This is a genomic window from Terrabacter sp. R4-6, assembly GCF_057529065.1.
This window is the reverse complement of sequence record NZ_CP197224.1, coordinates 2,815,998-2,842,065: the sequence shown is the minus strand read 5'-3', so window position 1 is coordinate 2,842,065 and position 26,068 is coordinate 2,815,998. Positions and strand designations below refer to the sequence as shown.

Below are 26,068 nucleotides of genomic sequence, written 5' to 3'. Positions count from 1 at the left end.
AACTGTAGAGCCAGTGTCCACGCGAGCGACCGGCCCATGGACGCTCTCCTGACGGCGACGCCGGTCTGTGGCTAGGCTCACATCGTCGCGCCACCGCCGCCTCGACATCTTCTTCATGCCCAGCCTCACGAAAGTCAGATCATGCGCATCGGCATCCTCACCGGGGGCGGGGACTGTCCCGGCCTCAACGCCGTCATCCGGGGCGCGACCCGCGCCGCCGAGGTCACGTACGACAGCACCGTCATCGGCTTCCGCAACGCGTGGCGCGGGGTCATGGACAACGACTACGAGATCCTCGACGTCGACCGGTGCCGCGGCATCCTGCCCCTCGGCGGCACGATCCTCGGCACGAGCCGCGACCAGCCGTTCGCCCACGAGGACGGCCTCAAGCGCGTCCGCAAGGCCTACGACCGGCACGGCCTCGACGCGATCATCGGCATCGGCGGCGAGGGCTCGATGGGTGTCGTCAACCGCTTGCACGAGAACGGTTTCCCCGTTATCGGCGTGCCCAAGACGATCGACAACGACATCTCGCTGACGGAGATGACGTTCGGCTTCCAGACCGCCGTCCAGATCTGCACCGACGCCATCGACCGTCTGCACACGACCGCCGAGAGCCACCACCGCGTCCTCGTCGTCGAGGTCATGGGCCGCCACGTCGGCCACATCGCGATCTGGTCCGGTCTCGCCGGCGGCGCCGCGATCACCCTCGTGCCCGAGGAGCCCTTCGACGTCGACGAGGTGTGCGAGCGAATCGTCCACCGGCACAAGAAGGGTCGCTTCGCGACGATCGTCGTCGTCGCCGAGGGCGCGCTGCCCAAGGCCGGCACCATGGACATCCCGGCACCCGAGGTCGACAAGTACGGCCACCAGATCCTCGGCGGCATCGGCTCGATCCTCGCCCGTGAGATCCAGGGCCGCACCGGCATCGAGAGCCGGATGACCGCGCTCGGCCACATCCAGCGCGGCGGCTCGCCCGTCGCGTTCGACCGCGTCCTCGGCACCCGCTTCGGGGTCGCTGCCGTCGAAGCCGCCCTCGACGGCGCGTGGGGCCAGATGGTCGCCCTGCAGAAGGGCCGCATCGAGCGCGTGCCCGTGGCCGAGGCCATCGGCTCGCTCAAGATGGTCGAGCCGGACCTGCTGCGACTCAACGCGATGTTCCAGCCGCGGATCCCCGGCGATGAGCACCCCGGTCTTCCCGCCGATGCGCCTGCGCCCGTGGAACACTGAGCGCATGCTCCTCAACTTCGCGCTGCAGACGGTGATCAACGCCGTCGCCCTGTGGATCGCCGCGTGGGCCATCCCCGGCATCACGTTCGGTGGCGGGTCGACGAGTCAGGTCATCTGGACCGTCGTCCTCGTGGCCCTGATCTTCGGCATCCTCAACACGTTCATCAAGCCGATCCTCAAGCTGATCTCGCTCCCGCTCATCATCCTGACGCTGGGGCTCTTCGTCTTCATCGTCAACGCCCTGATGCTCGAGCTGACGTCGTGGCTGGCCGGCAAGCTCGACCTGCCGTTCCACGTCGAGCACTTCTTCTGGGACGCCGTCTTCGGCGGCCTCATCATCACCTTCGTGTCGATGCTGCTCAGCTTCATCAAGACCGACTGAGCCCAACCGCCCGCAGCGCGCGTTCCGTGAGCCCGCCCTCCACGTGGAGGGCGGGCTCACGGCATTCCGGACCGAACCTGTGCGGTCAGCGGTGGGTCGCGTAGCGCAGGAGGAGCGTGCCGTCGTCGAAGCGCTCGACGTCATCCAGCCGCAGGCGTATGCCGCCGGGTGGGCCCACGTGGGGCAGCGCGACGAGCCGCTGACCCTCGGGGTCGCTCGAGACGACCGGGTCGAGCAGGACGACGATCTCGTCGACGAGGTCGGCGGCGAGCAGCGCGCCCGTCAGGGCGCCCCCACCGTCGGTGCGGACGGCGCGCACGCCGTGGGACGAGGCGAGGTGCTCGAGCGCTGCCGCGAGGTCGACCCGGTCGGTCGCGGGGTCGGTCGCCTCGACGTGCTCGATCCCGCGGTGGTCGAGGTAGCGGAGGTAGTCGGGCGGCGTGTGGCGGGTGACGAGGACGACGACGTCGCGGTACCACGGCTGGGCCAGCGCGTGGATCCAGCCGCGCACGACCCCGCGGCTGTCGGGGACGACGAGGAGCGGGCGGGGCTCGGTGACGAGCGACTCGAAGCCGGGCACGACGGGAAGGCGCTTCGGCGGCGGGAGCGTGCGCTGCTGGTCCTCCTCGGTCTCGGTCGGCCCGAAGACGAGGGCGGTCGTGCTGCCCATGAGGATCGCGTCGACGGGCCAGCGGAAGCCGAGGCGGTAGTAGCGGTCGGGGTGGGTGTCGAAGCCGACGACCTTCCCGTCGACGCTGACCTGGTTGTAGACGACGACGCGGGGACGCACGGGATGCTCCATGAGGGCACGATAGGCGCCGGCGCCGACGGCCCGGCGAGCTCGCACGACCGTTCGCCGACGGCCGAGGCGGTCACGGGGTGTCGGCTGTGAGGGTGTCGGCGCGGGGACCTACCGTCGTGGCATGCGGTTGCTCCACACCTCCGACTGGCACCTCGGGCGCACGCTCCACGGCGTGAACCTCCACGAGGCGCAGTCGGCCGTGCTCGAGCGCATCTGCGAGCTCGTCGAGGACCCGCCCGACGGCATCCCGGTCGACGCCGTGCTCGTCGCGGGCGACGTCTACGACCGCGGCGTGCCGCCGGTCGAGTCGGTGCAGTTATTCGAGTGGACGCTGTCCCGGCTGTCGGCCGTCACGACCGTCGTCGTCACGTCCGGCAACCACGACTCGGCGATCCGCCTCGGCTACGGCGCGGGCCTCTTCCGCGACAGCATCCGCATGGTCACCGACCTCGGCCAGCTCGACCTGCCGGTCCGGCTCGAGGGCAGCGACGGCGTGCAGGCCGCGGTCTACGGCATCCCCTACCTCGACCCCGACCATGCGCGGGTGGCGCTGGCGGGTGGCGGTGAGCAGCTGCCGCGGTCGCACCAGGCCGTCGTCGGGGCGGCGTGCGACCGCATCCGAGCCGACCTCGCCGACAGGCCGGGCGTGCGCTCGGTGGTCCTCGCGCACGCCTTCGTCGCGGGCGCCGAGCCGAGCGACTCCGAGCGCTCGATCATGGTCGGCGGCGTCGACCGGGTGGCCGGCACGGTCTTCCGCGGCCTCGACTACGCCGCGCTCGGGCACCTCCACGGCCCGCAGGCGCCGGAGTCCGCCGAGGGGTCGGTCGTGCGCTACTCCGGCTCGCCGCTGCGCTACTCCTTCTCCGAGCAGGACCACCAGAAGGTCGTGCTCCTCGTCGACCTCGACGCGTCCGGTCCCGCGCGCGTGACCCCGGTGGAGATCGTGCAGCCGCGCGCCATGGCGACGCTGCGCGGCCGCCTCGACGAGCTGCTCGAGTCCCCCGCCTTCGCCGGCGCCGAGGACGCCTGGGTGCGGGTCACGGTCACGGACCGGGTGCGCCCCGACTCGCTCATGGACCGCCTCAAGTCCCGCTTCCCGCACGCCCTCCAGGTCTTCCACGAGCCCGAAGGGGCGATCGACCGCGGCCGCGCCGGCACGACCGTCGTCAGCGAGCGCGACCCGCGCGAGCTCGGCTCCGACTTCATCGCCTACGTCACCAAGACCGAGGCGAGCGGCGGCGAGGTCGACGTCTTCGAGGCCGGCTTCGAGGCCGCGGTCAGGGCCCAGCACCGGGCCGAGGCGCAGGAGGTGGCGTGACGTGCAGCTGCACCACCTGTCCATGACGGCCATCGGGCCGTATGCCGGCACCGAGGTCATCGACTTCACCACCGTCGGGCGCGCCGGGCTCTTCCTGCTCGAGGGGCCCACCGGCTCGGGCAAGTCGACGATCATCGACGCCATCACCTTCGCGCTCTACGGCAAGGTCGCCCAGGCCTCGGCCGACGTCGAGCGAATCCACTCCCACCACGCCGACCCGCGCACCGTGCCCGTCGTCGTGCTCGTCTTCGAGACCCAGTCGGGGCTCTACCGCGTGCAGCGCACGCCGCGCTTCGAGCGGCCCAAGTCGCGCGGCGACGGCACGACGGTGCAGCAGCCGACGATCAAGCTGTGGCGCCTCCAGACGCCGGACGACCTCGAGGGTGGCGAGCTGCTCTCGACCAACATCGGCGACTGCGACGACGAGATCACCCGCGCCGTCGGGCTCACGCGCGACCAGTTCGTGCAGACCGTGATCCTGCCCCAGGGCGAGTTCGCGACCTTCCTGCGGGCCCGGTCCGAGGACAAGGGCAAGCTCCTCGAGAAGGTCTTCGGCACGGCCTTCTTTCGGCGGGTCCAGGACGAGATCGTCGAGGCCGGGCGAGCTGCGCAGGCGCGGCGCCAGTCCGCGGTCGACGAGATCCGCCTCGCCGTGCACGCGCTCGCCGTGTCGGCCGGTCTCGAGACCGAGCGGCGCGACGCGCTCGAGGCCCTGAGCCGGACGACGCCCGAGGCCCTCGACGCCGAGCTGGCCCAGGTCGTCGACGAGCTGACGACGCGCGAGCGCCACGCGGGCAAGGCGAGCCGCGAGGCCATCGAGACCCACAAGCAGATGGCCGACATGGTCAGCGACGCCCGGTTGCGCATGCAGCGCCGCGAGCGGCTGATCCAGCTCCAGCAGCAGGAGCACGACCTCGGCAGGCAGGCGGTGACCTTCCAGCAGCTCGGCGAGGAGGTGGCCCGGGCTCGCCAGGCCCGTCCCGTCGCCGGCGCCGTGCGCACGCTGGCCCAGTCCGAGGCGACCCTCAAGCGTGCCGAGGCCGCCCTGACGCAGGCCCGCGCCCGCGTCGAACCGGCGCTGCGCGACCGCGGACCTGCCGCCCTGCGCGAGGCCGCGGCCCAGGCCCGTGAGGTCGTCGGCTCCCTGACCGGGGCCATCGCCCTCGAGGGCGCGCTCGCCGGACGCGTCGCGGAGCTGTCGCGGCTGCGCGAGCAGCTCGACGGCACACGCCGGTCGGTGGAGTCCGTGACGACCGAGCTCGAGGCGCTGCCCCGCACGATCGCCACGCACGAGGCGGCACTCACCGAGGCGCGCCGACTGGCGGCGCTGCTCGACGGCCGTGCGACCGAGGGCGAGCGGGCGAAGGTCCGGCTCGAGGCTGCAGTCGAGCACGCGTCCGCCCTCGCGCGCGTGCCGCGTGCCGAGTCGGCCGCGACCGAGGCGTTGGGCACCCTGGCGTCGGCCGAGACGTCGCTCGCGGGGCTGCGCCGGGCGCGCATCGACGGCATCGCCGGCGAGCTCGGGCTGTCGCTCGTCGACGGCGACCCGTGCCCGGTGTGCGGCTCCGTCGAGCATCCCTCCCCTGCCCACCCGACGCTCGACGCGGTCACGCCCGAGCAGATCGACGCCGAGGAGTCCCGCGTCGTCCGGCTCCGCGAGCAGGCCACCACCGCCACGGAGGCCCTCGGGGCCCTCCGGTCCGAGGTGCGCGAGCTCGCGGCCCGGTGCGAGGGGCTCGACGTGGCCGCAGCCCGTGCGCAGGCCGAGGCCGCCGCGCGCGAGCTCGCGGCGTCGGTCCAGGCCCGCGCCGACGTCGTGGCGGGGGCGGCGCGCGTGACCGAGCTGCGCGACCGCGTCGACACGCTCTCCGCCGAGGCGAGCCGCCTCGGCGCCGACCTCGCGCGCGGCGAGCAGTCCGTCGTCGACCTCGACGGCCGCATCGCCGAGGAGACCGCCGTCGTCGAGCAGGCCCGCGACGGCCACCCCAGCGTCACGGCGCGACGCGACGCCCTCGTCGCCGGAGCCTCCCGCATCGACGCCCTCGTCGACGCCCTGGGCCAGCGTGACGTCGCTGCCTCGTCCGTCGCCGAGGACACCGCGGCCCGCGACGCCGACCTCGCGCAGTTCGGCTTCGCCGACGTCGCCGAGTGGATGGCGGCCGACCGCGGAGCCGAGTGGATCAACGCCAGGACCCAGGAGATCGCGGAGTTCGAGCGGGCCTGCACCCAGGTGCGCGCAGGGCTCACCGGGCCCGAGCTCGCCGACGTCCAGCTCGACGCCCTCTTCGACGACATCGAACAGCTCGAGGCCCTCGCCGCCGCTGCCAAGAAGGACATGGAGGTCGCGAGCAACGAGCACGGCAGCCTCCGCGACCAGGTGACGCGCACGAAGCGACGGGTCACCGACATCCGCGAGGCCATGACCCGCAACGCCGCCGTCATCGCCGAGACCGCCGACGCCGTGCGGGTCGGGCAGCTCGTCGCGGGCAACGGCGACAACCAGCTCAACCTCGACCTCGCGAAGTACGTCCTCATCCGCCGCTTCACCGAGGTGCTGTCGGCCGCCAACACCGAGCTCGGCCGCTTCTCCGGCGGGCGCTACACGCTCGAGCACACCGACGCCAAGAAGGGCAACGCCAAGTCGGGCCTCGGGGTGCGCGTCCACGACATGCACACCAACCAGGTCCGCGAGGTCGGCACGCTCTCCGGCGGCGAGACCTTCTACGTCTCCCTGTCGCTCGCCCTCGCCCTGGCCGAGGTCGTGCGCGCCGAGTCCGGCGGCGTCGACCTCGGGACGCTCTTCGTCGACGAGGGATTCGGCACCCTCGACCCCGACGTGCTCGACGACGTCATGCACACCCTGGAGGGGCTGCGCGAGGGCGGGCGCACCGTCGGGATCGTCAGCCACGTCACCGAGCTGAAGTCGCGCGTCGCCGACCGCATCGAGGTGCTCGTCAAGCCCGACCGCACGAGCACCCTGCGCATCACCGCCTGACCACGACTCCAACGCCCGGCCCCATCCCCCGCGTCGAGTGGCCCCGCCGTCACACACGCCCGCCCCATCCCCCGTCGAGTGGCCCCGCAGAAACGCACGACCGCCCCAATCCCCTCATCGAGTGGCCCCGTCGTCGCACACGCCCGCCCCAATCCCCTCGTCGAGTGGCCCCGTCGTCACACACGCCCGCCCCAATCCCCTTGTCGAGTGGCCCCGCGCCCCGTCGTCACACGACAAGGGGATGGGACGGGGTCGGTGGGGAGACGGGGCCACTCGACGGGGTGGTGGCAGGGGCTGGTGGGGTCACGGGGCCACTCGACGGGGTGGTGGCAGCGGGTGGTGGGGTCACAGGGCCACTCGACGGGGTGGTGGCAGCGGGTGGTGGGGTCACGGGGCCACTCGACGGGGCGGGGCCTACGATCCGAGCATGAGGATCGCCGCGAGCGTGTTCGTCGGGCTGGCCGCACTGCTGCACGTCTTCATCTTCTGGATGGAGAGCGTCGGCTGGACCCGTCCGGAGGTGTGGAAGCGCTTCGGCGTCGCCGACCAGGCGGCGGCCGACGTGACCCGGCCGATGGCGTACAACCAGGGTTTCTACAACCTCTTCCTCGGGCTCGGCGCGGCCCTCGGCCTCGTGCTCTGGTGGACCGGCCACGACACGGCCGGGCGCACCCTCGTCCTGTTCGCCACCGGCTCGATGGTCGCTGCCGCGGCCGTCCTCGTCACGACGGGCCGGAGCTACGTGCGAGCAGCGCTCACGCAGGGCACCCTGCCCCTCGTCGGCCTCGTCCTGACACTGCTCACCTGAGGGCGCCCGAGGCTCACCTGCGCTCAGCCGCTCGCCGGCTCGAACAGCTCGACCGGGTTGCCCGACGGGTCCTCCACGAGGATCTGGCGGCCCCCGGCCCCCTCGGCCATGACGCCCCGGAACGCCGCGCCCGCTCCACGCAGCCGCTCGACCTCAGCGTCGAGATCGTCGGTCACGAGCTGGAACCGGCTCCATCCGCCCGGGGCGGGAGATCGTCCGTCCCGCTCTCCCGCGTGCCCGGCACCGCCCGCGCCGGGCTGGTTGAGCAGCAGGCGCAGGTCGCCCCGCACCAGGATCGCGAAGCCCGGGAGCGGGCCCATCTCGACGTCGAAGCCGAGGTGCTGGGTGTAGAACCCCACGGCGGTCGCGACGTCGTCGACGATGTAGCGCACTCCGACGGCCATGGCTCGTGCCTCCGTCTCTCGTCGATGTCCTGACCTCGACGACGTTACGCCGACTGCGTCATCTATGCAACGGATGCGTTTCACACCGAACCGACAGCGTACGATTGAAGAGACGGCCACCCCAACCCGCACAGGAACCCCCGACAGTGAGCAGCACCGAACGCCCGGAGCGACGGCCGGACCCTCGCGTCGAGCGCACCCACGAGGTGGTCAAGCTGGAGGCGCTGGCCGAGCTCGCCTCGCGGGGCTACGGCGCCTTCACGATCGAGTCGGTCGCCAGGCGCAGCGGGGTGGCCAAGAGCACCATCTACCGTCACTGGCCCGGCAAGCTGGCGCTCGTCGCAGACGCACTGGAGACCCTGAACGTCCAGCCGCCCGGCAACGCCACCCTCGTCCCGACATCGGCGCTCGACCGGGTCGACCAGCTGCTGCGCCACCTGTCCGGTGCCTTCGCCGACCCCGCGATCACCGGGTGCACCCCGGCGCTGATCGAGGCAGCCGAGCACGACCGCGACGTCCGCGCCTTCCACCACGCCTACGCGGCGAAGCGGCGGCTAGCCCTCGTGCAGGCCATCGCCGACGGCGTGGCGGACGGGACCTTCCCGGCGAGGGTCGACCCAGAGACGGCCGCGATCGCCCTGGCCGGCGCCATCGTCTACTGCCGCGTCATGACGGACGCGCCCTTCCTGCCCGGCGACGTGCCGACCCTCATCGAGACGGTCCTCGGCGTCAGGGCGGACCAGCCCGGCGTCCTCGCGCCCCGGGATCCTCGCGGTGGCGCAGACGCCGCCCAGCCCTAGGTGTACCCGGCCATCAGGTTGGTTGCAGTCGGCTGACTGGAGGGTGACCTCGTAGGGCGCTGTGGCGGCGTTCAGTGTTGTAGTGCTCGAGCCATGGCGCAAGAGCGGCGACGCGTTCGGCGTTGCTGGCGTAGGCCGTGCGGTAGGCCCACTCGGTGGCCAGGGTGCGGTTGAGTCTTTCGACCTTGCCGTTCTGCCACGGGCAATGCGGCTTGATGAACTTCTGGGTGATGCCGTGCTCGGCACACACGGCTCGTAGCGAGTACCGGTAGGCCCACGCGTTGTCGGTCATCAGCCGCTCGATCCGGGGGATGCCGTGATCAGCGAAGGCAGCGATCGCGCGTTGCAGGAACTGCGCGCAGGTCACGCCCTTCTCGTCGGGCAGGACCTCGCTGTATGCCAGGCGGGAATAGTCATCGACGAGCGAGTGGACGTAGTCGTAGCCCGGGCCGTTGACCCGGTCACGGGCGATGCCGCGACCGTGCACGCGCCAGCCACCGCCGTCAGGGATGCGGCCGATCTTCTTGACGTCCATGTGCACCAACTCACCGGGCCGTTCGCGTTCGTAGCGCACGGCGGTCTGCTTCGAAGACCGGATCACCTCACCCGTGATCGGGTCACAGTCGCGCAGGTAGGGCACCCGGTGTCGGCGCAGGATCCTTGACACCGTCCGGGCCGGCACCCCGACCTTCGGGGCGATCACGTCCGGGCCGTCCCGATGCGTGGCGCGGGCAGCCAAGACCTTCTGCTCGAGCTCCTCGCTGGTCCTGGTGGGCATGTGGTGAGGCCGTGACGAGCGCGTGATCAGACCGGCTTCGCCTTCAGCGGCGTACCGATCGATCCACGTCTTCACACACTTGCGCGAGATGCCCATCGCGGCCGCGATGTGGGCCTGGGGCCAGCCGGCCTGGTGGCGTTGGACGATCAGGCGCCGACCATGGACGGTCAGCCGGGCACTACCGTGGGACACGAGAACCTCCGGGTTGGAGTGGGCCTTAGACAAGCCACATCCCATTCGGAGGTTCTCGTTCGTTCAAGCAGGCTCGCTGCTACCAACGTCATGGCCGGGTACACCTAGGCGGCCGCGCGACCCGCGACCTTCCAGGGACGACGCTCACGGGACGACGCTCACGCGACGGCGGAACCGCGCTTCACGCGTGCAGCTCCGACGACGAGGATGACGACGCCCACCGCGGCCGATCCCGCCGCGAGCACCGAGTAGCCGAGCGACCCGACGACGACGCCCGCCGCCACGCCTCCCCCGGCACCGGCGAGGCCCATGAGCACGTCGGCCAGCCCCTGGGTCGCGGGACGCTCGTCGGTCGTCACGACCGACGTGAGCAGGGTCGAGCCCGACACGAGCGTGCACGACCACCCGACCCCGAGCAGGAAGAGGGCCACGAGCAGCAGACCCGACCAGCCGGCCTGCGAGCGCGACGCGAGCAGCGATGCGAGCGACAGAACGACCCCGCCGGCCATGGCGACGGGCGGCGCTCCCCACCGGTCGACCGCGGCACCCACGAGCGGCGACAGGGCGAACATCCCGAGGATGTGCACCGAGATGACGAAGCCGATGACCTCGAGCTCGGCATGACCGTGCTTCATGTGGATCGGCGTCATGACCATGACGCTGACCATCACGAGGTGGCCGAGGGCCATGACGAGCATCGCCTGGAGGGCACGGGGGTTCGAGCGCACCACCGCGAAGCCGCGACGCATCGAGCCGTCGTGGTTGGGCACGTCGGCGACCCCGCCGGATGCCGGGTCGGCCACGACGTCGGCAGGCTGAACCGCGCCTGCAGCATCGGACGCGGCGGACGCGGCGGACGCTGCGGACGCTGCGGACGCTGCGGACGCTGCGGCGCGCCGGCCCTCCTCGCGGTCGGCGGCGTCGAGGGCGCGGGCTGTGAGCAGCGGGTCGGGGCGCAGCAGCCGGTCGACGACGAGCCACGCCAGCACGAAGCCGACGAGCGAGAAGAGGAACGTCCCCGCCAGCTCGGGCAGACCGAGGGTGTGCGCGAGGGCCTTGCCCGGGCCGACGAGGTTGGGACCGACGACGGACCCGATCGTCGTGGCCCACACGACGGTCGACAGGTCGCGTCCGCGATGCGTCGGGTCGGCGAGGTCGGCCGCGGCATACCTCGTCTGGTTGTTGGCGGTCGTGCCGCCGCCGAAGAGGAACATGCCGACGACGAAGAGCGGGAACGACCGGACGACGGCGGCCACGAGCACCACAGCCGCACCGACGAACGCCACGGCCAGGCCCCACCGGAGCCCGACGCGGCGGCCGCGGGCGGCCGTCGCGCGGGCGACGGGGATCGTCAGCAGTGCCGTGCCGAGCACCTGGGCGGTCGTGCCGACGCCGGCGAGCGCCTCGGTGCCGCTGAGGTCCTCGGCAAGGAGGGCGCCCACGGCGATGCCGCAGGCCATGCCGACACCACTGAGGATCTGGGACCCGACGAGGGTCCGGACCACCTTGCGCTGCAAGGTCGCCCGGTTGAGCTGAGCTGGAGCGAGGACCACCGGCCGCTCAGACGTGACGGCGCGACGTGATGACGCGGAAGCGGTTCGCGACGAAGGCGGCGTCGGTGTAGGCGGCGTTCGCGGCGGGGTTGGCGCCGGTGCCGTGGAAGTCGGAGAAGGCCGCCGTCTGGTTGACGAAGATCTGCCCGGTCAGGTTCTCGGACAGGGCGACCCCGCCCTCGGCAGCCGCGTCGCGCGCCGCGTCGAGCACGGCGTCGCTCGTCGAGTAGACGGCGGCGGTCATGGCCCCGTGCTCGCGCACGGTGTCGGCGAGCTGCGCGAGCGACTGCTCCGTCGAGGCCGTCCGGATGAGGAAGCCGACGGGACCGAAGCACTCCTGCGTGTAGACGTCCTCGCGGGCGACGTCGACGGCGACGAGCCCCGGGGCGCGCACGACGGCGTCGCCCCACGTCGGGTGCGTGACACGGCGGGAGTCGAGCACGACCCGGCCGTCGGCGTCCTCGGCGATCGAGGCGAGGGAGTCCGCGTTGGCGCGGACCTGGTCGTTGACCGTCGCGCCGAGCAGCTCGACGGCCTTGGCGTCGTCACCGGTGAGGCGAGCGACGGCCGCGGCGAGACGGTCACCGAACTCGTCGAACGACAGGTGGCCCTCGTCCGTCTCGACGCCGGCCTCGGGCACGTAGAGGTTCTGCGGCGCCGTGCACATCTGGCCGGAGTAGAGGGTGAGGCTGAAGGCGAGGTTGCCGAGCATCCCGCGCAGGTCGTCGGTGGAGTCGACGACGATCGAGTTGAGACCGGCCTTCTCGGTGTAGACGAGCTTGCCGTGCGCGGCCCCGGACTCCTCGAGCCACGCGCCGAACGTCGGGCCGCCGGTGTAGTCGATGATCGCGACCTCGTCGCGCTCGGCCAGCGTCTTGGCGAGCCCCTGCCCGTCCGCCTCGGGCGCGAGCTGGACGAGGGCGGGGTCGAAGCCCGCCTCGGCCAGGACCTCGCGCGCGACCTCGACGGAGATCGCGAGCGGCAGCACGGCGCGCGGGTGCGGCTTGACGACGACCGGGTTGCCGGTGACGAGCGAGGCGAAGATGCCGGGGTAGGCGTTCCAGGTCGGGAAGGTGTTGCAGCCGATGACGAGCGCGACCCCGCGCGGCACGAGGCGGTAGTCCTTCTGCATCCGCGTCGGCGCGGGCTTGCCCTCGCGGTCGCGGTCCGGCTTCTCCCAGACGACGGACGCGGGCACACGCTCCTGCTCGACGAGCCCGGCAGCGACGGCCTCGACGGCGCGGTCCTGCGCGTGCGGTCCCCCGGCCTGGAAGGACATGACGAACGGCTGACCGGACGTGTGCATGACGGCGTTGGCGATCTCGAAGCTGCGCCTGTTGATGCGGTCGACGATCTCGACGCACACCGCGGCCCGCACCTGCGGTCCTGCGTCGCGCCACGCCGGCATCGCCGCGCGCGCGGCGGTGAGCCCGGCCTCGACGTCGAGCGCCGGGTAGGTGACCCCGAGGGTCGGCCCGTAGGGCGACACCTCGCTCCCCACGAACGTCCCGTCGGTCGGCTGGCCCGACAGGGCGGCATACGCCCCGCCCAGGTGGGCCTCGTGCGCGGCGAGCCCGTCGGCCGCGGCGGTCTCGCCGTAGACGCGGGGGCTGGGCGACTCGGGGTAGCGGGAGTACCAGCTGCGGCTCGTCAGGGCCTGACGGATCTCGTCGAGGACTCCCGCGTGCGCGTCGAGGAGGGGGTGGGTGGGCGTCGTTGCCGGTGCAGTCACGGGTCGATGCTAGCCCCGGCCCACACCGCGGCCGTATGCCGTCGCGCGCAGCCCGCGACCGCCCGCCGCGCACCCGGGGCGGGCCACGCGGCAGGATGGCGGGCATGGACACGGACACCACCGAGGCCGGCGCAGCGCACACCCACGAGTCCGCCTTCGGACCGGTCGGGGTCATCGGGGCGGGAGCCATGGGTGCCGGCATCGCCCAGGTCGCGGCGACCGCGGGCCACGCCGTGACCCTCGTCGACGCCGTGCCGGGCGCCGCGGCCGCGGCGGTCGAGAAGATCGGTGCGGCCCTCACGCGGCACGTCGACAAGGGCCGCCTGTCCGCCGACGACGCGTCGGCGGTGCTGGCGCGCATCACGCCGGCCGCCTCGATCGAGGAGCTGCCCGAGTGCGGGCTCGTCATCGAGGCCGTCCCCGAGGACCTCGACCTCAAGCGTCGGATCTTCGCCGACCTCGCCGACCACCAGCCGTCGACGACGGTGCTCGCGACGAACACGTCGAGCATCGACATCGACGACATCGCCGCCGAGGTGCCCGACCCCGAGCGCGTGCTCGGCCTGCACTTCTTCAACCCGCCGCCCGTCATGCGCCTCGTCGAGGTCGTGCACGGCAAGCGCACCGCCCGGGCGTTCGTCGAGCACGCCGTCGCGCTCATGGACGCGTGGGGCAAGACGCCGGTGCGGTGTCGCTCGACCCCGGGCTTCATCGTCAACCGCGTCGCGCGCCCCTTCTACGGCGAGGCGCAGCGCATCGTCGAGAGCGGCGTCGCCGATCCGGCCACGGTCGACTGGGTGCTCCGCGAGAAGGGCGGCTTCCCGATGGGGCCGCTCGAGCTCACCGACTTCATCGGGCAGGACGTCAACCTCGCCGTCGGCACGTCGGTGTGGGAGCAGACCGGGCGCGACGAGCGCTACGCGCCGACGGCCTTCCAGCAGGGTCTCGTCGAGGCGGGCCGGCTCGGCCGCAAGACGGGCTCGGGGGTGTACGCGTATGCCGCCGACGGCTCGGTCACCGGCGCCGAGCCGGACGTCGAGCTCGCCGAGCGCCTCGTCGGCGGACCGATCGCGACCGACCCTCTCGCTCGCACCCTCGCGATGCTCGTCAACGAGGCCGTCGACCTCGTCGCGCGCGGCGAGGCGGGCGCCGACGACGTCGACACGGCGATGCAGCTCGGCACCCGCTACCCGAAGGGCCCCATCGCCTGGGGGCGCGAGATCGGCTTCGACGTCGTCGCCCGGCAGGTGGCCGAGCTCGACGAGGCCTTCCCGGGCGGTCGCTACCGGCCGAGCCCGGCCCTGACCGACGGGAGCGTCTCGTGAGCGAGACCCAGCTGCCCGCCGGCGGCGGGGACGGCCACGACGTCGAGGCCGGGGTCGTGTTCGCCCGTCAGATGTGGGACGACGACGTGGCCTCGCGGCGCCTCGGCATGGAGGCCGCCGTCGTCGAGCAGGACCACGCCGTCGTGCGGATGGCGATCCGCGACGACATGGTCAACGGTCACGCCATCTGCCACGGCGGCTACATCTTCACCCTGGCCGACTCGTGCTTCGCGCTCGCCTGCAACTCGCGGGGGCGCCTCACGGTGGCGGCCGGGGCCGACATCTCCTTCACCGCGCCGGGCCGGCTCGGTGACGTGCTCGTCGCCGAGGGCCACGTGCGCTCGGCGTTCGGGCGCAGCGGCATCACGGACGTGACGGTCAGACGGGAGTCGGACGGTCAGATCATCGCCGAGTTCCGCGGCCGGAGCCGCAGCCTCAAGCGCCCCTGACCCTGACCATCCACCGTCGAGAGGCCACAAACCGAGCCCCGCCACACGTCGAGAGGCCACAAACCGGGCGTCCCTGACCGCGAGAGGCCACGATCCGGGGAAATTGAGCCCGGTTTGTGGCCTCTCGACGGTTGAAAAGAGGGTGGTGGGTCAGCGGGAGCGGCGGCCACCGGCACGGGTGCCGGCGGAGAACGCCGCGGCGCTGCCGCTGCTGCTGCTCGTGTAGACCGTCGACGAGCCGCCACGACGGCCGGAGCCGCCTGCGCCGCCGGCCGACCGGCGACCGCCGGTCTGGCCCTCGCCGCCCTGACCGGAGCGACCACGGCCCGAGCCGCGGCCACCGGCACCGGGCCCACGACCGCTCTCGCCGGCCGCGCGGCCTGCGCCACGGCCACCACCGGTGATGGTGGCGCCGCCCTGGCCACGCGCACGACCACGGCCGCGGCCGGAGCCGCCGGACGCCGAGTTCGAGCCCGAGCCTGAGCCCGAACGGGCCGGGGCGTCCTCGCGGACGAGGCCGCCGGCATACGACCGGTCGCCGGGGGCGAGCTCGGTCAGGAGCGGGTGGCCGAGCTGGACACGCGTCGTGGTCGGCTTGATGCCGGCCTTGCGGGTCAGGTCGCGCACGTCACGCACCTGCTCGTCGAGCATCATCGTCACGACGATGCCGTCGTTGCCGGCGCGGGCCGTGCGGCCCGAGCGGTGGAGGTAGGCCTTGTGCTCGACGGGCGGGTCGGCGTGGATGACGAGCGCGACGTCGTCGACGTGGATGCCGCGAGCGGCGATGTCGGTCGCGACGAGCGTCTGCGCCCGGCCCGAATGGAAGTCGTCCATGTTGCGCGTGCGGGCACCCTGGCTGAGGTTGCCGTGCAGCTCGACGGCCGGAACTCCCGAGGCGTTGAGCTGCTTGGCGAGCTTCTTGGCCCGGTGCTTGGTGCGCGTGAAGACGACCTTGCGGCCGGGGGCCGCGGTGAGGTCGAGGATGACCGGCAGGTGCGAGCCGTTGTCGACGTGGAGCACGTGGTGGCTCATCGTCGAGACGGGCGACTGCGCGGAGTCGGCCTCGTGCGTCACGGGCTGGTGGAGGAACTTGTTGACGAGCACGTTGATCGCACCGTCGAGCGTCGCCGAGAAGAGGAGACGCTGGCCGTTGCGGGGCGTCTTCTCCATGATCCGGCGCACGCCCGGCAGGAAGCCGAGGTCGGCCATGTGGTCGGCCTCGTCGAGGATCGTGACCTCGATGCTGTCGAGGTTGACGTGGCCCTGCTGCATGAGGTCCTCGAGGCGACCGGGGCAGGCGACGATGACGTCGACGCCGTTGCGGAGGCCCTGGACCTGCGGGTTCTGGCCGACGCCGCCGAAGATCGTCTGCGAGTTGAGCCCGAGCGCCTTGGCGAGCGGGGCCATCGCGGTGTCGATCTGCGTGACGAGCTCGCGGGTCGGGGCGAGGACGAGCGCGCGCGGACGGCGGGCCAGACGGCTCCGACGCGACTGCGAGAGGCGCGTCAGCAGCGGCAGCAGGAAGGCGTACGTCTTGCCGGAGCCGGTGCGGCCACGGCCGAGGACGTCGCGCCCGGCCAGGGAGTCGGGCAGCGTCGCGGCCTGGATGGGGGTCGGGGTGGTGATGCCGAGACCGTCGAGGATCGTGACGAGGTCGGCGGGCACGCCGAGAACGGCGAAGTTCGTGTCAGTGGACACAGGTGGGTACTCCAAAAAAGTGGAAGCGGTCGTTCTGCCCGGCGCGAAGGGCCTCAGCTGTGAGGTGTCGCGGCGCAAGAGCGAATCGACGGGGCCGGCGATTCTCCGCCAGGCCAAGAAGAAGCGGCCCGAGGCAGAACTGGGCGGGCCACTGGGACAAAGACTACCCGAGCGGACGCCGAGGACGTTAACCGGGTCGATTCCGGGGACAGACGCGCCCTGCGCTCCTACCGTCGAGGGCACGACGTCAAGGGACGCCACAGGGGGCGGTCGGGCGCGGGGACTCAGGCCCCCCTTGATATCGAGTAGGGGGTTTGACACATGGCACGAAAGCTACGCGTGAAAGCCGTGGCTGCGGTCGCATGCGGGGTGGCCGCGATCGGACTGGCGGGAGCACCGGGGGCGACCGCCGACAGCATGAACTGGCACAAGGTCCTCTCCGAGTTCCAGCTCGGACCGTTCAACCTCGCGGTGAACCAGCAGAAGGTCTACGTCGCCGACGGGTTCTCCGGGACCCTGACGCGCACCGGCGCGTCGGCGCCCCTCGCCGAGGCGCCCGGGCTGGCCGGCATCGACTTCTCGCCCGACGGCACGGCATACGCGTACGCGTGGAGCAACGACGACCACTCCGTGGCCGCCCTCACCATCCACGCGAGCGGCCGACCGGATGTCGTGGCCGACCTCGCCCAGTACGAGGCCGTGCACAACCCGGACGGGGCCGTCACGTACGGGATCGTCGCCAACGGCAACCCGTGCGCCGAGGAGATCCTCGGCGGGCTCACCGGAGGCCCGGCCACCTACACCGGCATCACGGACACGCACCCGTACTCCGTCGCGTGGAGCGCGTCGGGCTGGTACGTCGCCGACGCCGGCATGAACGCCGTGCTCAAGGTCGACCGGACGGGACACGTCTCGACGGTCGCGGTGCTCCCGCCACAGCCGGTGACGCTGACCCAGCCGATGGTCGACGCCATCGCGGGTGAGGCCGGGGCACCCGCCGGCGCCTTCGACTGCCTCGTCGGGGTGACGTACGCCTTCGAGCCCGTGCCGACCGACGTCGAGGTCGACCAGAACGGCGCCCTCTACGTGTCGATCCTGCCGGGCGGCCCCGAGAGCCCGGCCCTCGGCGCCCGCGGCAAGGTCTTCAAGGTCAACGCCTCGACCGGAGCGCGCACCACGGTCGCGAGCGGGCTGCTCGGCGCGACGAACGTCGCCGTCGCCTCCGACGGAACCCTCTACGCCACCGAGCTCTTCGGGGCGAAGGTCACGAAGTTCGCGCACGGCACGCGGTCCACCGCCGTCACCGTCGACCGGCCGCTCGCCGTCGAGGTCCACGGCGGCTACCTCTACGTGGGTCAGTTCGCCGACATCAGCTTCGGGCCCAACGGGCCGGAGATCAACGCGCCGGGCAGCGTCATCCGCTTCAAGCGCTAGCCCGCGACACGGCATACGCACGTATGCCGTCAGGGAGCGCCCCGGGCCGGCTCGCCCGGGGCGTTCCTGTGTCCCCGCTAACGGTTCGGCACCATCCGTGGGCACCCGCACCGAAAGGTGGAAGGATCGGCCAATCAGCCGGCGCCCCGTCGCGCCTGATCGCCCAGAACGACCTGTTCGCCCCGGAAGGACCATCTTGATGCGTCGCATGTCCCTCATCGCCGTCACCGGTTTCGTCGCCGCCGGCCTCACGCTCTCCGCCTGCGGGTCGGACTCGATGTCCACCACGCCCGGCGCGGGCGGCACCCCGGCCGGGACGTCGGCCGCCGGGGGTGGCGTCGACCAGGCCCTCGCGGCCAAGGTCCCCGCCAAGATCAAGTCCGCGGGCAAGATCGTCGTCGGCACCGACCCGACCTACGCCCCCAACGAGATGCTCGGCACCGACGGCAAGACCGTCGAGGGCTTCGACATCTCGGTGTTCAACGCCGTCGCCGCCAAGCTTGGCCTCAAGACCGAGTACGTCCCGGCCGGGTTCGGCACGATCATCCTCGGCGTCACGAGCGGCAAGTACGACGTCGGCGTCTCGAGCTTCACCATCAACCCTGAGCGCAAGAAGCAGGTCAACATGGTGAGCTACTACAGCGCCGGCACGCAGTGGGTCGTCGCCAAGGGCAACCCCGAGAAGGTCAGCATCGACGACGCCTGCGGCAAGAGCATCGGCGCCCAGAAGGACACCGTGCAGGCCGAGGACCTCGCCGCCCGCAGCAAGAAGTGCACCGACGCCGGCAAGCCGGGCATCACCCAGGTCATCCAGACCGGTCAGGACCAGGTCACGGCCGACGTCGCGAGCGGCAAGACGGTCGCCATGCTCGCCGACTCGCCGGTCGGGCTGTATGCCGTGAAGCAGACGGGCACGCTCGAGGCCCTCGGCGAGATCTACGACTCGGCCCCCTACGGCTACGTCGTGCCGAAGGACCAGACCGACTTCGCCAACCTGCTCGTCGAGGCGCTCAAGGCGGCCAAGGCCGACGGCAGCTACGAGGCGGCGCTCAAGCAGTACTCCGTCGAGGCCGGCGCCGTCGACACCTTCGCCGTCAACCCCTGAGCACGCCGATGACCGACTCCACCTCGGAACGGCCGGGCGTCATCGACGCCCGGCCGGTGCGCCACCCCGGCCGATGGGTCGCACTGGCCGTCATCCTCCTGCTCATCGGCATGATGGTCAGCTCGTTCCTGACCAACCCGCGCTGGAACTTCGCCAAGGCGGTGGAGATCATGCAGCAGACGCCGGTGCTCGAGGGGCTCTGGAAGGGCACCATCGTCGGCACCATCGGCTCGATGGCCATCGGCATCGTGGGCGGCATCATCATCGCCGTGCTCCGCCTGTCGGAGAACCCCATCCTGCGCGGGGTCTCCTTCGTCTACACGTGGTTCTTCCGCGGCATCCCCCGCCTCGTGCTCCTCGCGATGATCGGCAGCGGTGTCGGCTTCCTCTACAACAAGCTCGACTTCGGGGTGCCGTTCGGCCAGCAGCTCGCCTCGTTCATAGGGCTGTCGAGCGACTTCACCTTCTTCACCCTCAACGTCAACCAGTTCTCGAGCACGCTGCTCGCCGGCATCATCGGCCTCGGCCTCTCCGAGGCCGCCTACATGGCCGAGATCGCCCGTGCCGGCATCCTGTCGGTCGACCGCGGCCAGGCCGAGGCGGCTGCCGCACTCGGCATGAACCGCGGCCAGGCCATGCGCCGGATCGTGCTGCCCCAGGCGATGCGCGTCATCGTGCCGCCGACGGGCAACGAGACCATCGCCATGGTGAAGGACACCTCGCTGCTCTCGGCGATCCCCGTCATCACCGAGCTCTACTACCAGACGAGCGCGATCGGCAACCGGACGCTGCTCATCATGCCGGCGTTCGTCGCCGTGACCGCGTGGTACCTCATCGTCGGGTCGCTCCTCATGGTCGGGCAGTACTTCCTCGAGAAGCGCTTCGGCCGAGGTTTCGGCACGGGTGCACCCAACAAGCGCTTCGCGCGACCGGCCGGGGCGGGAGGCGCCTGATGTCAGACACCACCACCACGTCGGGGCCCGACGCACGCTCGCGCACCGGCGAGGACCAGCCGCTCGTCCGGGCCCTCAACGTCCTCAAGAGCTTCCACGGCAACGAGGTGCTCAAGGGCATCGACCTCGACGTGCATCGCGGCGAGGTGGTCTGCCTCCTCGGGCCGTCGGGCTCGGGCAAGACGACGTTCCTGCGCTGCATCAACCAGCTCGAGGAGATCGACGGCGGCCGCATCTGGGTCGACGGCGACCTCGTCGGCTTCCGCGACGACGGCGGGCAGCTGCACCACCTCACCGACAAGCAGGTCGCCGCGCAGCGCCGCGAGATCGGCATGGTCTTCCAGCGCTTCAACCTCTTCCCGCACATGACGGCCCTCGAGAACGTCATGGAGGCACCAGTCCAGGTGCGGGGGACGGGCAAGAAGCAGGCGAAGGCGCGGGCTCTCGAGCTGCTCGAGCAGGTCGGGCTCGGTGACAAGCCGAGCGCCTACCCGGCCCAGCTCTCGGGTGGCCAGCAGCAGCGCGTCGCCATCGCCCGGGCGCTCGCCATGGAGCCGAAGCTCATGCTCTTCGACGAGCCGACGTCGGCCCTCGACCCCGAGCTCGTCGGTGAGGTGCTCCGCGTCATGCGCGACCTCGCCGACCAGGGCATGACGATGATCGTCGTGACGCACGAGATGGGTTTTGCGCGCGACGTCGCCGACCACGTCGTCTTCATGGACGGCGGGGTCGTCGTCGAGGAGGGCAAGCCGAAGGACGTCATCGGCAACCCCCAGCACGAGCGGACGCGGTCGTTCCTCAAGCGCATGCGCACGGAGCGCGACGAGGCACGTGCCGACGACGACGCGGCCGCGGCCGCTGCCCAGGGCTCCGACTCCGCCTCGGCGGGCGCGACGCCCCCGGACGCCTGACCCTCGAGAGGCCACTTCCGGTCGCCTCCGCCCTTCGAGAGGCCACGTCGTGCGACACGACGTGGCCTCTCGTCCGTCTCGGGGGGCCACCATCCGCCTCTCGACGGGCACCGGGGACAACGGGCGGCCTCTCGATGGTTGGGCCCGGGTCTCGTGGGACACAATGGCGGCCATGACGACGGAGTCACCCGAGAGCCGCCCGAGCCTGCCCGACCACGAGATCCCCACGATCGGGGTCGACGAGCTGCGGGACACCCAGTTCGAGCGGCTCAAGCGGACGGTGCGGACGGCATACGACAACGTCCCGCACTATCGGGAAGCCTTTGACGCCAAGGGTTTCCACCCCGACGACCTGACGTCGCTCGACGACGTGGGCCGTATGCCGTTCACGACCAAGGCGGACCTGCGCGCCAACTATCCCTTCGGGATGTTCGCCGTGCCGCGCGAGCAGGTCGTCCGCGTCCATGCGAGCTCCGGCACCACGGGACGCCCGACGGTGGTGGGCTACACGAAGGACGACATCGACACGTGGGCCGACCTCATGGCCCGGTCGATCCGGCTGGCCGGCGGCCACCCGGGTGACGTCATCCACGTCGCGTACGGCTACGGCCTCTTCACCGGCGGCCTCGGCGCGCACTACGGCGTCGAGCGGCTCGGCGCGACCGTCGTGCCGGTCAGCGGCGGCATGACCGAGCGGCAGGTGCAGCTCATCCGCGACTTCCGACCGCGCGTCATCATGGTCACGCCGAGCTACTTCCTCAGCCTGCTCGACGAGATGGAGCGCGAGGGCATCGACCCCGCCGCGACGAGCCTCGAGGTCGGGATCTTCGGCGCCGAGCCGTGGACGGAGTCGATGCGCCGGGAGATCGAGCGCCGCACCGGGATGGACGCCGTCGACATCTACGGCCTCTCGGAGGTCATGGGGCCCGGCGTCGCCCAGGAGGCCGCGACGACCAAGGACGGCCTGCACATCTGGGAGGACCACTTCTACCCGGAGGTCATCGACCCGGTCACCGAGGAGGTGCTGCCCGACGGCGAGGTCGGTGAGCTCGTCTTCACGTCGCTGACCAAGCAGGCGATGCCGGTCATCCGCTACCGCACCCGCGACCTGACCCGGCTGCTGCCGGGCACGGCCGTGCCGTCGATGCGGCGGATGGAGAAGGTCACCGGACGCACCGACGACATGATGATCGTCCGCGGCGTCAACGTCTTCCCGACGCAGATCGAGGAGCACGTCCTCGCCGACCCGCGCCTGTCTCCCTACTTCCAGTGCGTCCTGACCCAGCCCGGCCGGATGGTCGAGCTGACCGTGCTCGTCGAGCCGCTGGAGCGTCTCGAGGCCGGCGCCGCCGAGCAGATCGCCCGCACGCTCGAGCACACGATCAAGGCCCGCATCGGCACGACGTGCCGCGTCGAGGTGCGCGATCCCGGGTCCATCGAGCGGTCCATCGGCAAGGCCCGCCGCATCGTCGACGAGCGGCCGAAGGCATGAGCACACCGTCCGGCGGGCCGGTGCTCGAGCCGTATGCCGTCACGGCACCCGACGGGGCACGTCCCCTCGGCGTGCCGCCCTTCCTCGAGCCCGGCGACGTCGTCATGTGGCGCTACCGCGACCACGCGTGGGAGCCGGGACGCCCCGAGACCGCGTCGCCGATGCGGGTCGTCCGCGACGACGAGAGCGGCCTCGTCGCGTGGCTCGCCCCCGGCACCGTGCACCTGACCAAGCGGTATGCCGACGGCTCGGACCTGCGTGACGTGCCGATGGGTGAGCGCTTCCTCCGCGACGCCCGTCGGGTGCAGGCCCGGTCGCGCTGGCGCGGCGCCGGCATCCTGCGGATCGCCCCGGTCGGGGTGCCGTGGTCGGTCTGGCTCTTCTGGGACGTCCCCGATGTCGAGGGTGCGCCGACGGACCCGGCCGACCCGGCGGCATACGACCGCTGGGAGTTCGAGGGGTGGTACGTCAACCTCGAGACCGTCCACCAGCGCGCCGGCACCGAGACGTTCACCGGCGACCACGTGCTCGACCTGTGGATCGAGGCCGACGGCACGGTCAACGTCAAGGACGCCGACGAGCTCGAAGCCGCGGTCGAGCAGGGCCGCGGGAGCGCCGAGCAGGCCGACGCCATCCGGCACAACGCCGAGCACGCCCGCGCCTCCTTCGCCGCCAAGGACTGGCCCTTCGCCGACGAGTGGACGCGGTGGCGGCCCGAACCGACGTGGACGGCACCAGGCCTTGGTGACGAGCGCTGGGACATCGACCTCGTCGACTGACGCTCGCCGCGACCTGCCCCGGCGGCTCGCCGGCGCGGGTCAGGTGGCCTGGACGCCGACCTCCCACAGCGAGTAGCCGTACGACGTGGCGCGCTTCGTGCCGACGACGCGGACGTAGCGGGCCGTCGTCGGGGTGAAGGCGAGCACGTCGAGGCCACCGTCGGCTCCCGTGCGGCTCGCGACCGTCGTCCAGCTCGACCCGTCGGTCGAGACCTCGACGCGGTAGTCGCGGGCGTGGGCCGACTCCCAGTCGAGGACGACGCGGCCGACCTGCCGCGCGGACCCGAGGTCGACGCGCCACCACTGGTTGTCGCTCCAGGCGCTCGCCCAGCGGGTGTCGCGCCGGCCGTCCAGGGCGCGGGGCGCGCGGAAGTCGGTGAAGAGGTCCCACTGGTAGCTGCTGGCCGTCGCCGGGCGACCCGTGGCGAGGTCGGTCGGCGACGTCCACGTCTGGGCGGCGCGGGCCGTCCGCAGGTAGGACTCGGCGCCCAGGGCGAGCTCGTCGACGACCTGCTGGCCGCCGAGCCGACGCATGTCCTCGACCCAGTCGGGGATGAGGCCGTAGTGCGGGACGCCGTCGACGTTGTAGTCCCACGTGCGCTGGCCCGTGACCTGACGATCGGCCGAGGCGCTCCCCAACGTCGTGAAGGGGTAGGTCACGGTCGAGCCCGGCCGCGGTGCCGGAGTGCCGCCGAAGCCGTTCATGTCCATGCCGAAGCCGTAGCCGACGTGGTACTTCGCGCGCAGCGCCTCGTCGGTGTGCATCGTGTCGACGAACTCGTCGGCGTCGTGGCCGTACTGGGTGACGAATCCGCCCAGCCGGTAGAGGCGCTCGGTGAAGTGGGTGTCCATCCACGAGTGCGACGAGACGACGCCGGGGTAGTTCGCGGCCTCGAGGAGGTCGAGGGTGCGCGAGGCCGCCTTGACGCTCATGTGGTCGACCTCGACGACCATGCCGCGTCGCATCATCCCGGCCAGGGCGTACTCCCCCAGCGACGAGAGCCCGCGCGGGTTGCAGTGCGGCCCCTCGGGATAGATCGGCAGGACGAGGCCGAGCGGGAGGTAGGGCGCGAGCTCCTTGGGGATGACGCCGTTCGCGACGGTGTGGTCGTGCAGCTCACCCGTGCACGTCTGCACCTGCCACCACTGGCCGGTGTTGAGCAAGTTGCCGACGTTGACGATGACGCCCTGCGTGCCCTCGTCGAAACGCACGCCGCACAGGGCGTTGTCGAACTTGTGGCAGAGGAACATCGAGCGCACGCCGAGGCCGTGCAGCTCGGTCAGCCCGGCGTCGATCTGCGCCTTGGTGCAGCCGGGGACACCGAGGATGAGCGTGCAGCCGAAGGGGTTGCTCACCTCGACGCCGAGGATGACGGCGAGCTTGCCCTGGGCGACGTAGGTGCGGGCCTCGTCGGCGGAGTACGCGATCCGGAACCAGCCCTTGCCGGTACCGCCGTACTGCTGGTCGACGAACGCCTCGAGCTTAATCGTCTCGGCGATCTGACGGCGCACCGTGTCCATGTCGTCGCAGGAGTAGCGGTTGACCTGGGTCGGCAGGCTGCACAGGACGTTGTTGTTGACGGCGTCGGCGACCATGATCCGCTGGCCGCCGCGCCAGGCCCGCTCGACCCACCTGTAGTACATCTGCTGGTGGGTGAGGCTGCTCCAGGCCGGCCAGTCGGCGAAGGTGGGCCAGCCGACGGGGTCGTGGGTGGCGAGGGGGTTGCCGCCGGACTTGTTGGTGAGGTTCTCGATGAGCGCGGCCTGGCCGTTGGGGTAGTGGTTGTCGCAGTCCTTGAGCGCATCGGCGATTCCGTTGGCGCTGAAGGTCGCCCCGCAGACGATGTTGCCGCCGAAACCGACGTTCGACATGAGGTGGGTGTGCGCGTCGACGTAGCCGCGCACCGTGCCGTCGGGCTGCGTGCCGCTGAACGGCGGTCCCGTGACGTCGACCTGCGAGTCGGGACTCTGCGGGTTGACCGGCGTGTACGGATCACCTGCGGCGGCGGCCGTGCTCAGTCCCGCCGCCCCGACCACGGCAGCAGCCGCGGCGGCGACGAGAGGTCGACGGATGGCCCGGAACCAGCGCTTCGTCATCGAAGCCTCCCCGAGGAGTGAGGGTCTCCTGATTCCGGCGAAGTTACCACCGGTAAGGGCGCTGCGCGCGCCGAGAACGTATGCCGTCCCGCGGGCATGACGTATCACCGTCGCGACCCTCCACTCTGACCGTCGAGGCTCGCAGACTCCGCGAGCCGTACGAGCACGAGGAGCACAAGGAGCACGTCATGGGCCTCCCTCCACACGCCGCACGCCTTGCCGGAGCCTGGGCCGTGCAGACGACCCGGCCGGCCACCGCGCCCGCCCCGGCCGTTGCACGCACGGGCCGTCGTGACCGGTCGCGCCGGATCGACACGAGCCGCCTCCTGCACCCGCTGCGCCGGCCGATCCCGCTCTCACGCAACGACGCCCAGAGACCGCTCGGCACCCAGCCCGCCCGGCACGCCTGACCTGCACGCCTGACCCGGCGACCCGGCATACGACCGCTCAGCCGGTCTGCGCCTTCAGCGCCGCCCGGACGAGGTCGACCGCTGCAGCGGCGTCGAGTCCCGCGTCGCGGGCAGCCGCGGCGAACTTTGCCGCGAGCGCCATGACGGCGACGTCGGCCGTGTGCTCCCCGGAGGCCACGACGGTGCCGGCGCGCCGCCGCGTCTCGACGAGACCGGCGGCCTCGAGCTCCTTGAAGGCGCGCGCCACGGTGTTGGCGGCGAGGCCGAGGTCGGCGGCGAGCGCCCGCACGGTCGGGAGCCGGTCGCCCGGCAGGAGACGACCCGTCGCGATGAGCCCGGCCAGCTGCGCGCGGACCTGCTCGAAGGGGGGCTCGGCGACCTCGAGGTCGACGACGATGCGCAGGTCGTCGGTCACCGGGAC

The 26,068-nt window shown here is 71.8% G+C and carries 23 protein-coding genes; 15 read left to right on the top strand and 8 right to left on the bottom strand.

Annotated elements, in window-relative coordinates; translation table 11 throughout:
• Positions 1-141 precede the first annotated feature (141 nt).
• A complete protein-coding gene (locus ACSSS0_RS13290) occupies positions 142-1,230 on the top strand; it encodes a 6-phosphofructokinase (protein WP_056774416.1) in 1,089 nt (362 codons plus the stop codon).
• Positions 1,181-1,612, top strand: coding sequence for a phage holin family protein (locus tag ACSSS0_RS13285; RefSeq protein ID WP_487228356.1), 432 nt, complete (start codon positions 1,181-1,183; stop codon positions 1,610-1,612). Before ACSSS0_RS13290 ends, ACSSS0_RS13285 begins: the two co-directional genes overlap by 50 nt.
• Positions 1,613-1,697: 85 nt before the next feature.
• On the opposite strand, the gene ACSSS0_RS13280 is transcribed toward ACSSS0_RS13285, so the two are convergent.
• Positions 1,698-2,414 (bottom strand): RibD family protein, encoded by a 717-nt coding sequence (locus tag ACSSS0_RS13280; protein ID WP_487228355.1) that lies wholly within the window; start codon positions 2,412-2,414, stop codon positions 1,698-1,700.
• Positions 2,415-2,535: 121 nt separating this feature from the next.
• Between ACSSS0_RS13280 and ACSSS0_RS13275 the strand changes: the two genes are divergently transcribed.
• The 3 genes from ACSSS0_RS13275 (at position 2,536) to ACSSS0_RS13265 (ending at position 7,535) form a co-directional block, all read left to right on the top strand.
• The gene (locus tag ACSSS0_RS13275; protein WP_487228354.1) at positions 2,536-3,732 is read left to right on the top strand and encodes an exonuclease SbcCD subunit D; all 1,197 of its coding nucleotides are present in this window, start codon (positions 2,536-2,538) and stop codon (positions 3,730-3,732) included.
• Position 3,733: 1 nt separating this feature from the next.
• Positions 3,734-6,727, top strand: a complete 2,994-nt coding sequence (locus ACSSS0_RS13270) for an AAA family ATPase (protein ID WP_487228353.1) — start codon at positions 3,734-3,736, stop codon at positions 6,725-6,727.
• 427 nt (positions 6,728-7,154) lie between these two features.
• Positions 7,155-7,535, top strand: a complete 381-nt coding sequence (locus ACSSS0_RS13265) for a DUF1304 domain-containing protein (protein WP_487228352.1) — start codon at positions 7,155-7,157, stop codon at positions 7,533-7,535.
• 23 nt (positions 7,536-7,558) lie between these two features.
• Here the strand turns inward: ACSSS0_RS13265 and ACSSS0_RS13260 are convergent, their stop codons facing one another.
• Positions 7,559-7,939 carry a VOC family protein gene (locus ACSSS0_RS13260; RefSeq protein ID WP_487228351.1) on the bottom strand — a complete coding sequence of 127 codons (381 nt, stop codon included), beginning with the start codon at positions 7,937-7,939 and terminating at the stop codon, positions 7,559-7,561.
• Between the two features lie 146 nt (positions 7,940-8,085).
• Between ACSSS0_RS13260 and ACSSS0_RS13255 the strand changes: the two genes are divergently transcribed.
• A complete protein-coding gene (locus ACSSS0_RS13255; protein ID WP_487228350.1) occupies positions 8,086-8,739 on the top strand; it encodes a TetR/AcrR family transcriptional regulator in 654 nt (217 codons plus the stop codon).
• Between the two features lie 13 nt (positions 8,740-8,752).
• Here ACSSS0_RS13255 and ACSSS0_RS13250 read toward each other — a convergent pair whose 3' ends face one another.
• From ACSSS0_RS13250 to paaN, 3 genes are all read right to left on the bottom strand, one after another.
• Complete coding sequence (locus ACSSS0_RS13250) at positions 8,753-9,709, bottom strand: IS481 family transposase (protein ID WP_487228131.1); 957 nt, start codon at positions 9,707-9,709, stop codon at positions 8,753-8,755.
• A gap of 158 nt (positions 9,710-9,867) precedes the next feature.
• Positions 9,868-11,226, bottom strand: coding sequence for an MFS transporter (locus ACSSS0_RS13245; RefSeq protein ID WP_487228349.1), 1,359 nt, complete (start codon positions 11,224-11,226; stop codon positions 9,868-9,870).
• Positions 11,227-11,269: 43 nt separating this feature from the next.
• Positions 11,270-12,994 carry a phenylacetic acid degradation protein PaaN gene (paaN, locus tag ACSSS0_RS13240; protein ID WP_487228348.1) on the bottom strand — a complete coding sequence of 575 codons (1,725 nt, stop codon included), beginning with the start codon at positions 12,992-12,994 and terminating at the stop codon, positions 11,270-11,272.
• A gap of 104 nt (positions 12,995-13,098) precedes the next feature.
• Here paaN and ACSSS0_RS13235 point away from each other — a divergent pair, with 104 nt between their 5' ends.
• Together ACSSS0_RS13235 and paaI are read left to right on the top strand one after the other, a co-directional pair.
• Positions 13,099-14,319, top strand: coding sequence for a 3-hydroxyacyl-CoA dehydrogenase NAD-binding domain-containing protein (locus ACSSS0_RS13235; protein WP_487228347.1), 1,221 nt, complete (start codon positions 13,099-13,101; stop codon positions 14,317-14,319).
• Complete coding sequence (gene paaI / locus ACSSS0_RS13230; protein ID WP_487228346.1) at positions 14,316-14,768, top strand: hydroxyphenylacetyl-CoA thioesterase PaaI; 453 nt, start codon at positions 14,316-14,318, stop codon at positions 14,766-14,768. Before ACSSS0_RS13235 ends, paaI begins: the two co-directional genes overlap by 4 nt.
• Positions 14,769-14,918: 150 nt before the next feature.
• Here the strand turns inward: paaI and ACSSS0_RS13225 are convergent, their stop codons facing one another.
• Positions 14,919-16,466: a DEAD/DEAH box helicase gene (locus ACSSS0_RS13225; RefSeq protein WP_487228345.1), complete on the bottom strand. Its 1,548-nt coding sequence runs from the start codon at positions 16,464-16,466 to the stop codon at positions 14,919-14,921.
• 417 nt (positions 16,467-16,883) lie between these two features.
• Between ACSSS0_RS13225 and ACSSS0_RS13220 the strand changes: the two genes are divergently transcribed.
• From ACSSS0_RS13220 to ACSSS0_RS13195, 6 genes are all read left to right on the top strand, one after another.
• Positions 16,884-17,900, top strand: coding sequence for a ScyD/ScyE family protein (locus ACSSS0_RS13220; protein WP_487228344.1), 1,017 nt, complete (start codon positions 16,884-16,886; stop codon positions 17,898-17,900).
• A gap of 199 nt (positions 17,901-18,099) precedes the next feature.
• Positions 18,100-19,005 carry an ABC transporter substrate-binding protein gene (locus tag ACSSS0_RS13215; protein WP_435987469.1) on the top strand — a complete coding sequence of 302 codons (906 nt, stop codon included), beginning with the start codon at positions 18,100-18,102 and terminating at the stop codon, positions 19,003-19,005.
• An 8-nt stretch (positions 19,006-19,013) separates the two neighbouring features.
• Positions 19,014-19,958 (top strand): amino acid ABC transporter permease, encoded by a 945-nt coding sequence (locus tag ACSSS0_RS13210; RefSeq protein WP_487228343.1) that lies wholly within the window; start codon positions 19,014-19,016, stop codon positions 19,956-19,958.
• Complete coding sequence (locus ACSSS0_RS13205; RefSeq protein WP_487228342.1) at positions 19,958-20,869, top strand: amino acid ABC transporter ATP-binding protein; 912 nt, start codon at positions 19,958-19,960, stop codon at positions 20,867-20,869. The genes ACSSS0_RS13210 and ACSSS0_RS13205 overlap by 1 nt, the downstream gene beginning before the upstream one ends.
• A gap of 172 nt (positions 20,870-21,041) precedes the next feature.
• Complete coding sequence (gene paaK / locus ACSSS0_RS13200) at positions 21,042-22,361, top strand: phenylacetate--CoA ligase PaaK (protein WP_487228341.1); 1,320 nt, start codon at positions 21,042-21,044, stop codon at positions 22,359-22,361.
• Positions 22,358-23,140 carry a DUF402 domain-containing protein gene (locus ACSSS0_RS13195; RefSeq protein ID WP_487228340.1) on the top strand — a complete coding sequence of 261 codons (783 nt, stop codon included), beginning with the start codon at positions 22,358-22,360 and terminating at the stop codon, positions 23,138-23,140. The genes paaK and ACSSS0_RS13195 overlap by 4 nt, the downstream gene beginning before the upstream one ends.
• Positions 23,141-23,179: 39 nt before the next feature.
• Here ACSSS0_RS13195 and ACSSS0_RS13190 read toward each other — a convergent pair whose 3' ends face one another.
• A complete protein-coding gene (locus ACSSS0_RS13190) occupies positions 23,180-25,237 on the bottom strand; it encodes a galactose-binding domain-containing protein (RefSeq protein WP_487228339.1) in 2,058 nt (685 codons plus the stop codon).
• Positions 25,238-25,425: 188 nt separating this feature from the next.
• On the opposite strand from ACSSS0_RS13190, the gene ACSSS0_RS13185 reads away from it, so the two are divergent.
• A complete protein-coding gene (locus ACSSS0_RS13185) occupies positions 25,426-25,647 on the top strand; it encodes a hypothetical protein (protein ID WP_487228338.1) in 222 nt (73 codons plus the stop codon).
• Between the two features lie 37 nt (positions 25,648-25,684).
• Here ACSSS0_RS13185 and ACSSS0_RS13180 read toward each other — a convergent pair whose 3' ends face one another.
• Positions 25,685-26,062 (bottom strand): GntR family transcriptional regulator, encoded by a 378-nt coding sequence (locus tag ACSSS0_RS13180; protein WP_435987476.1) that lies wholly within the window; start codon positions 26,060-26,062, stop codon positions 25,685-25,687.
• Positions 26,063-26,068: the final 6 nt, after the last annotated feature.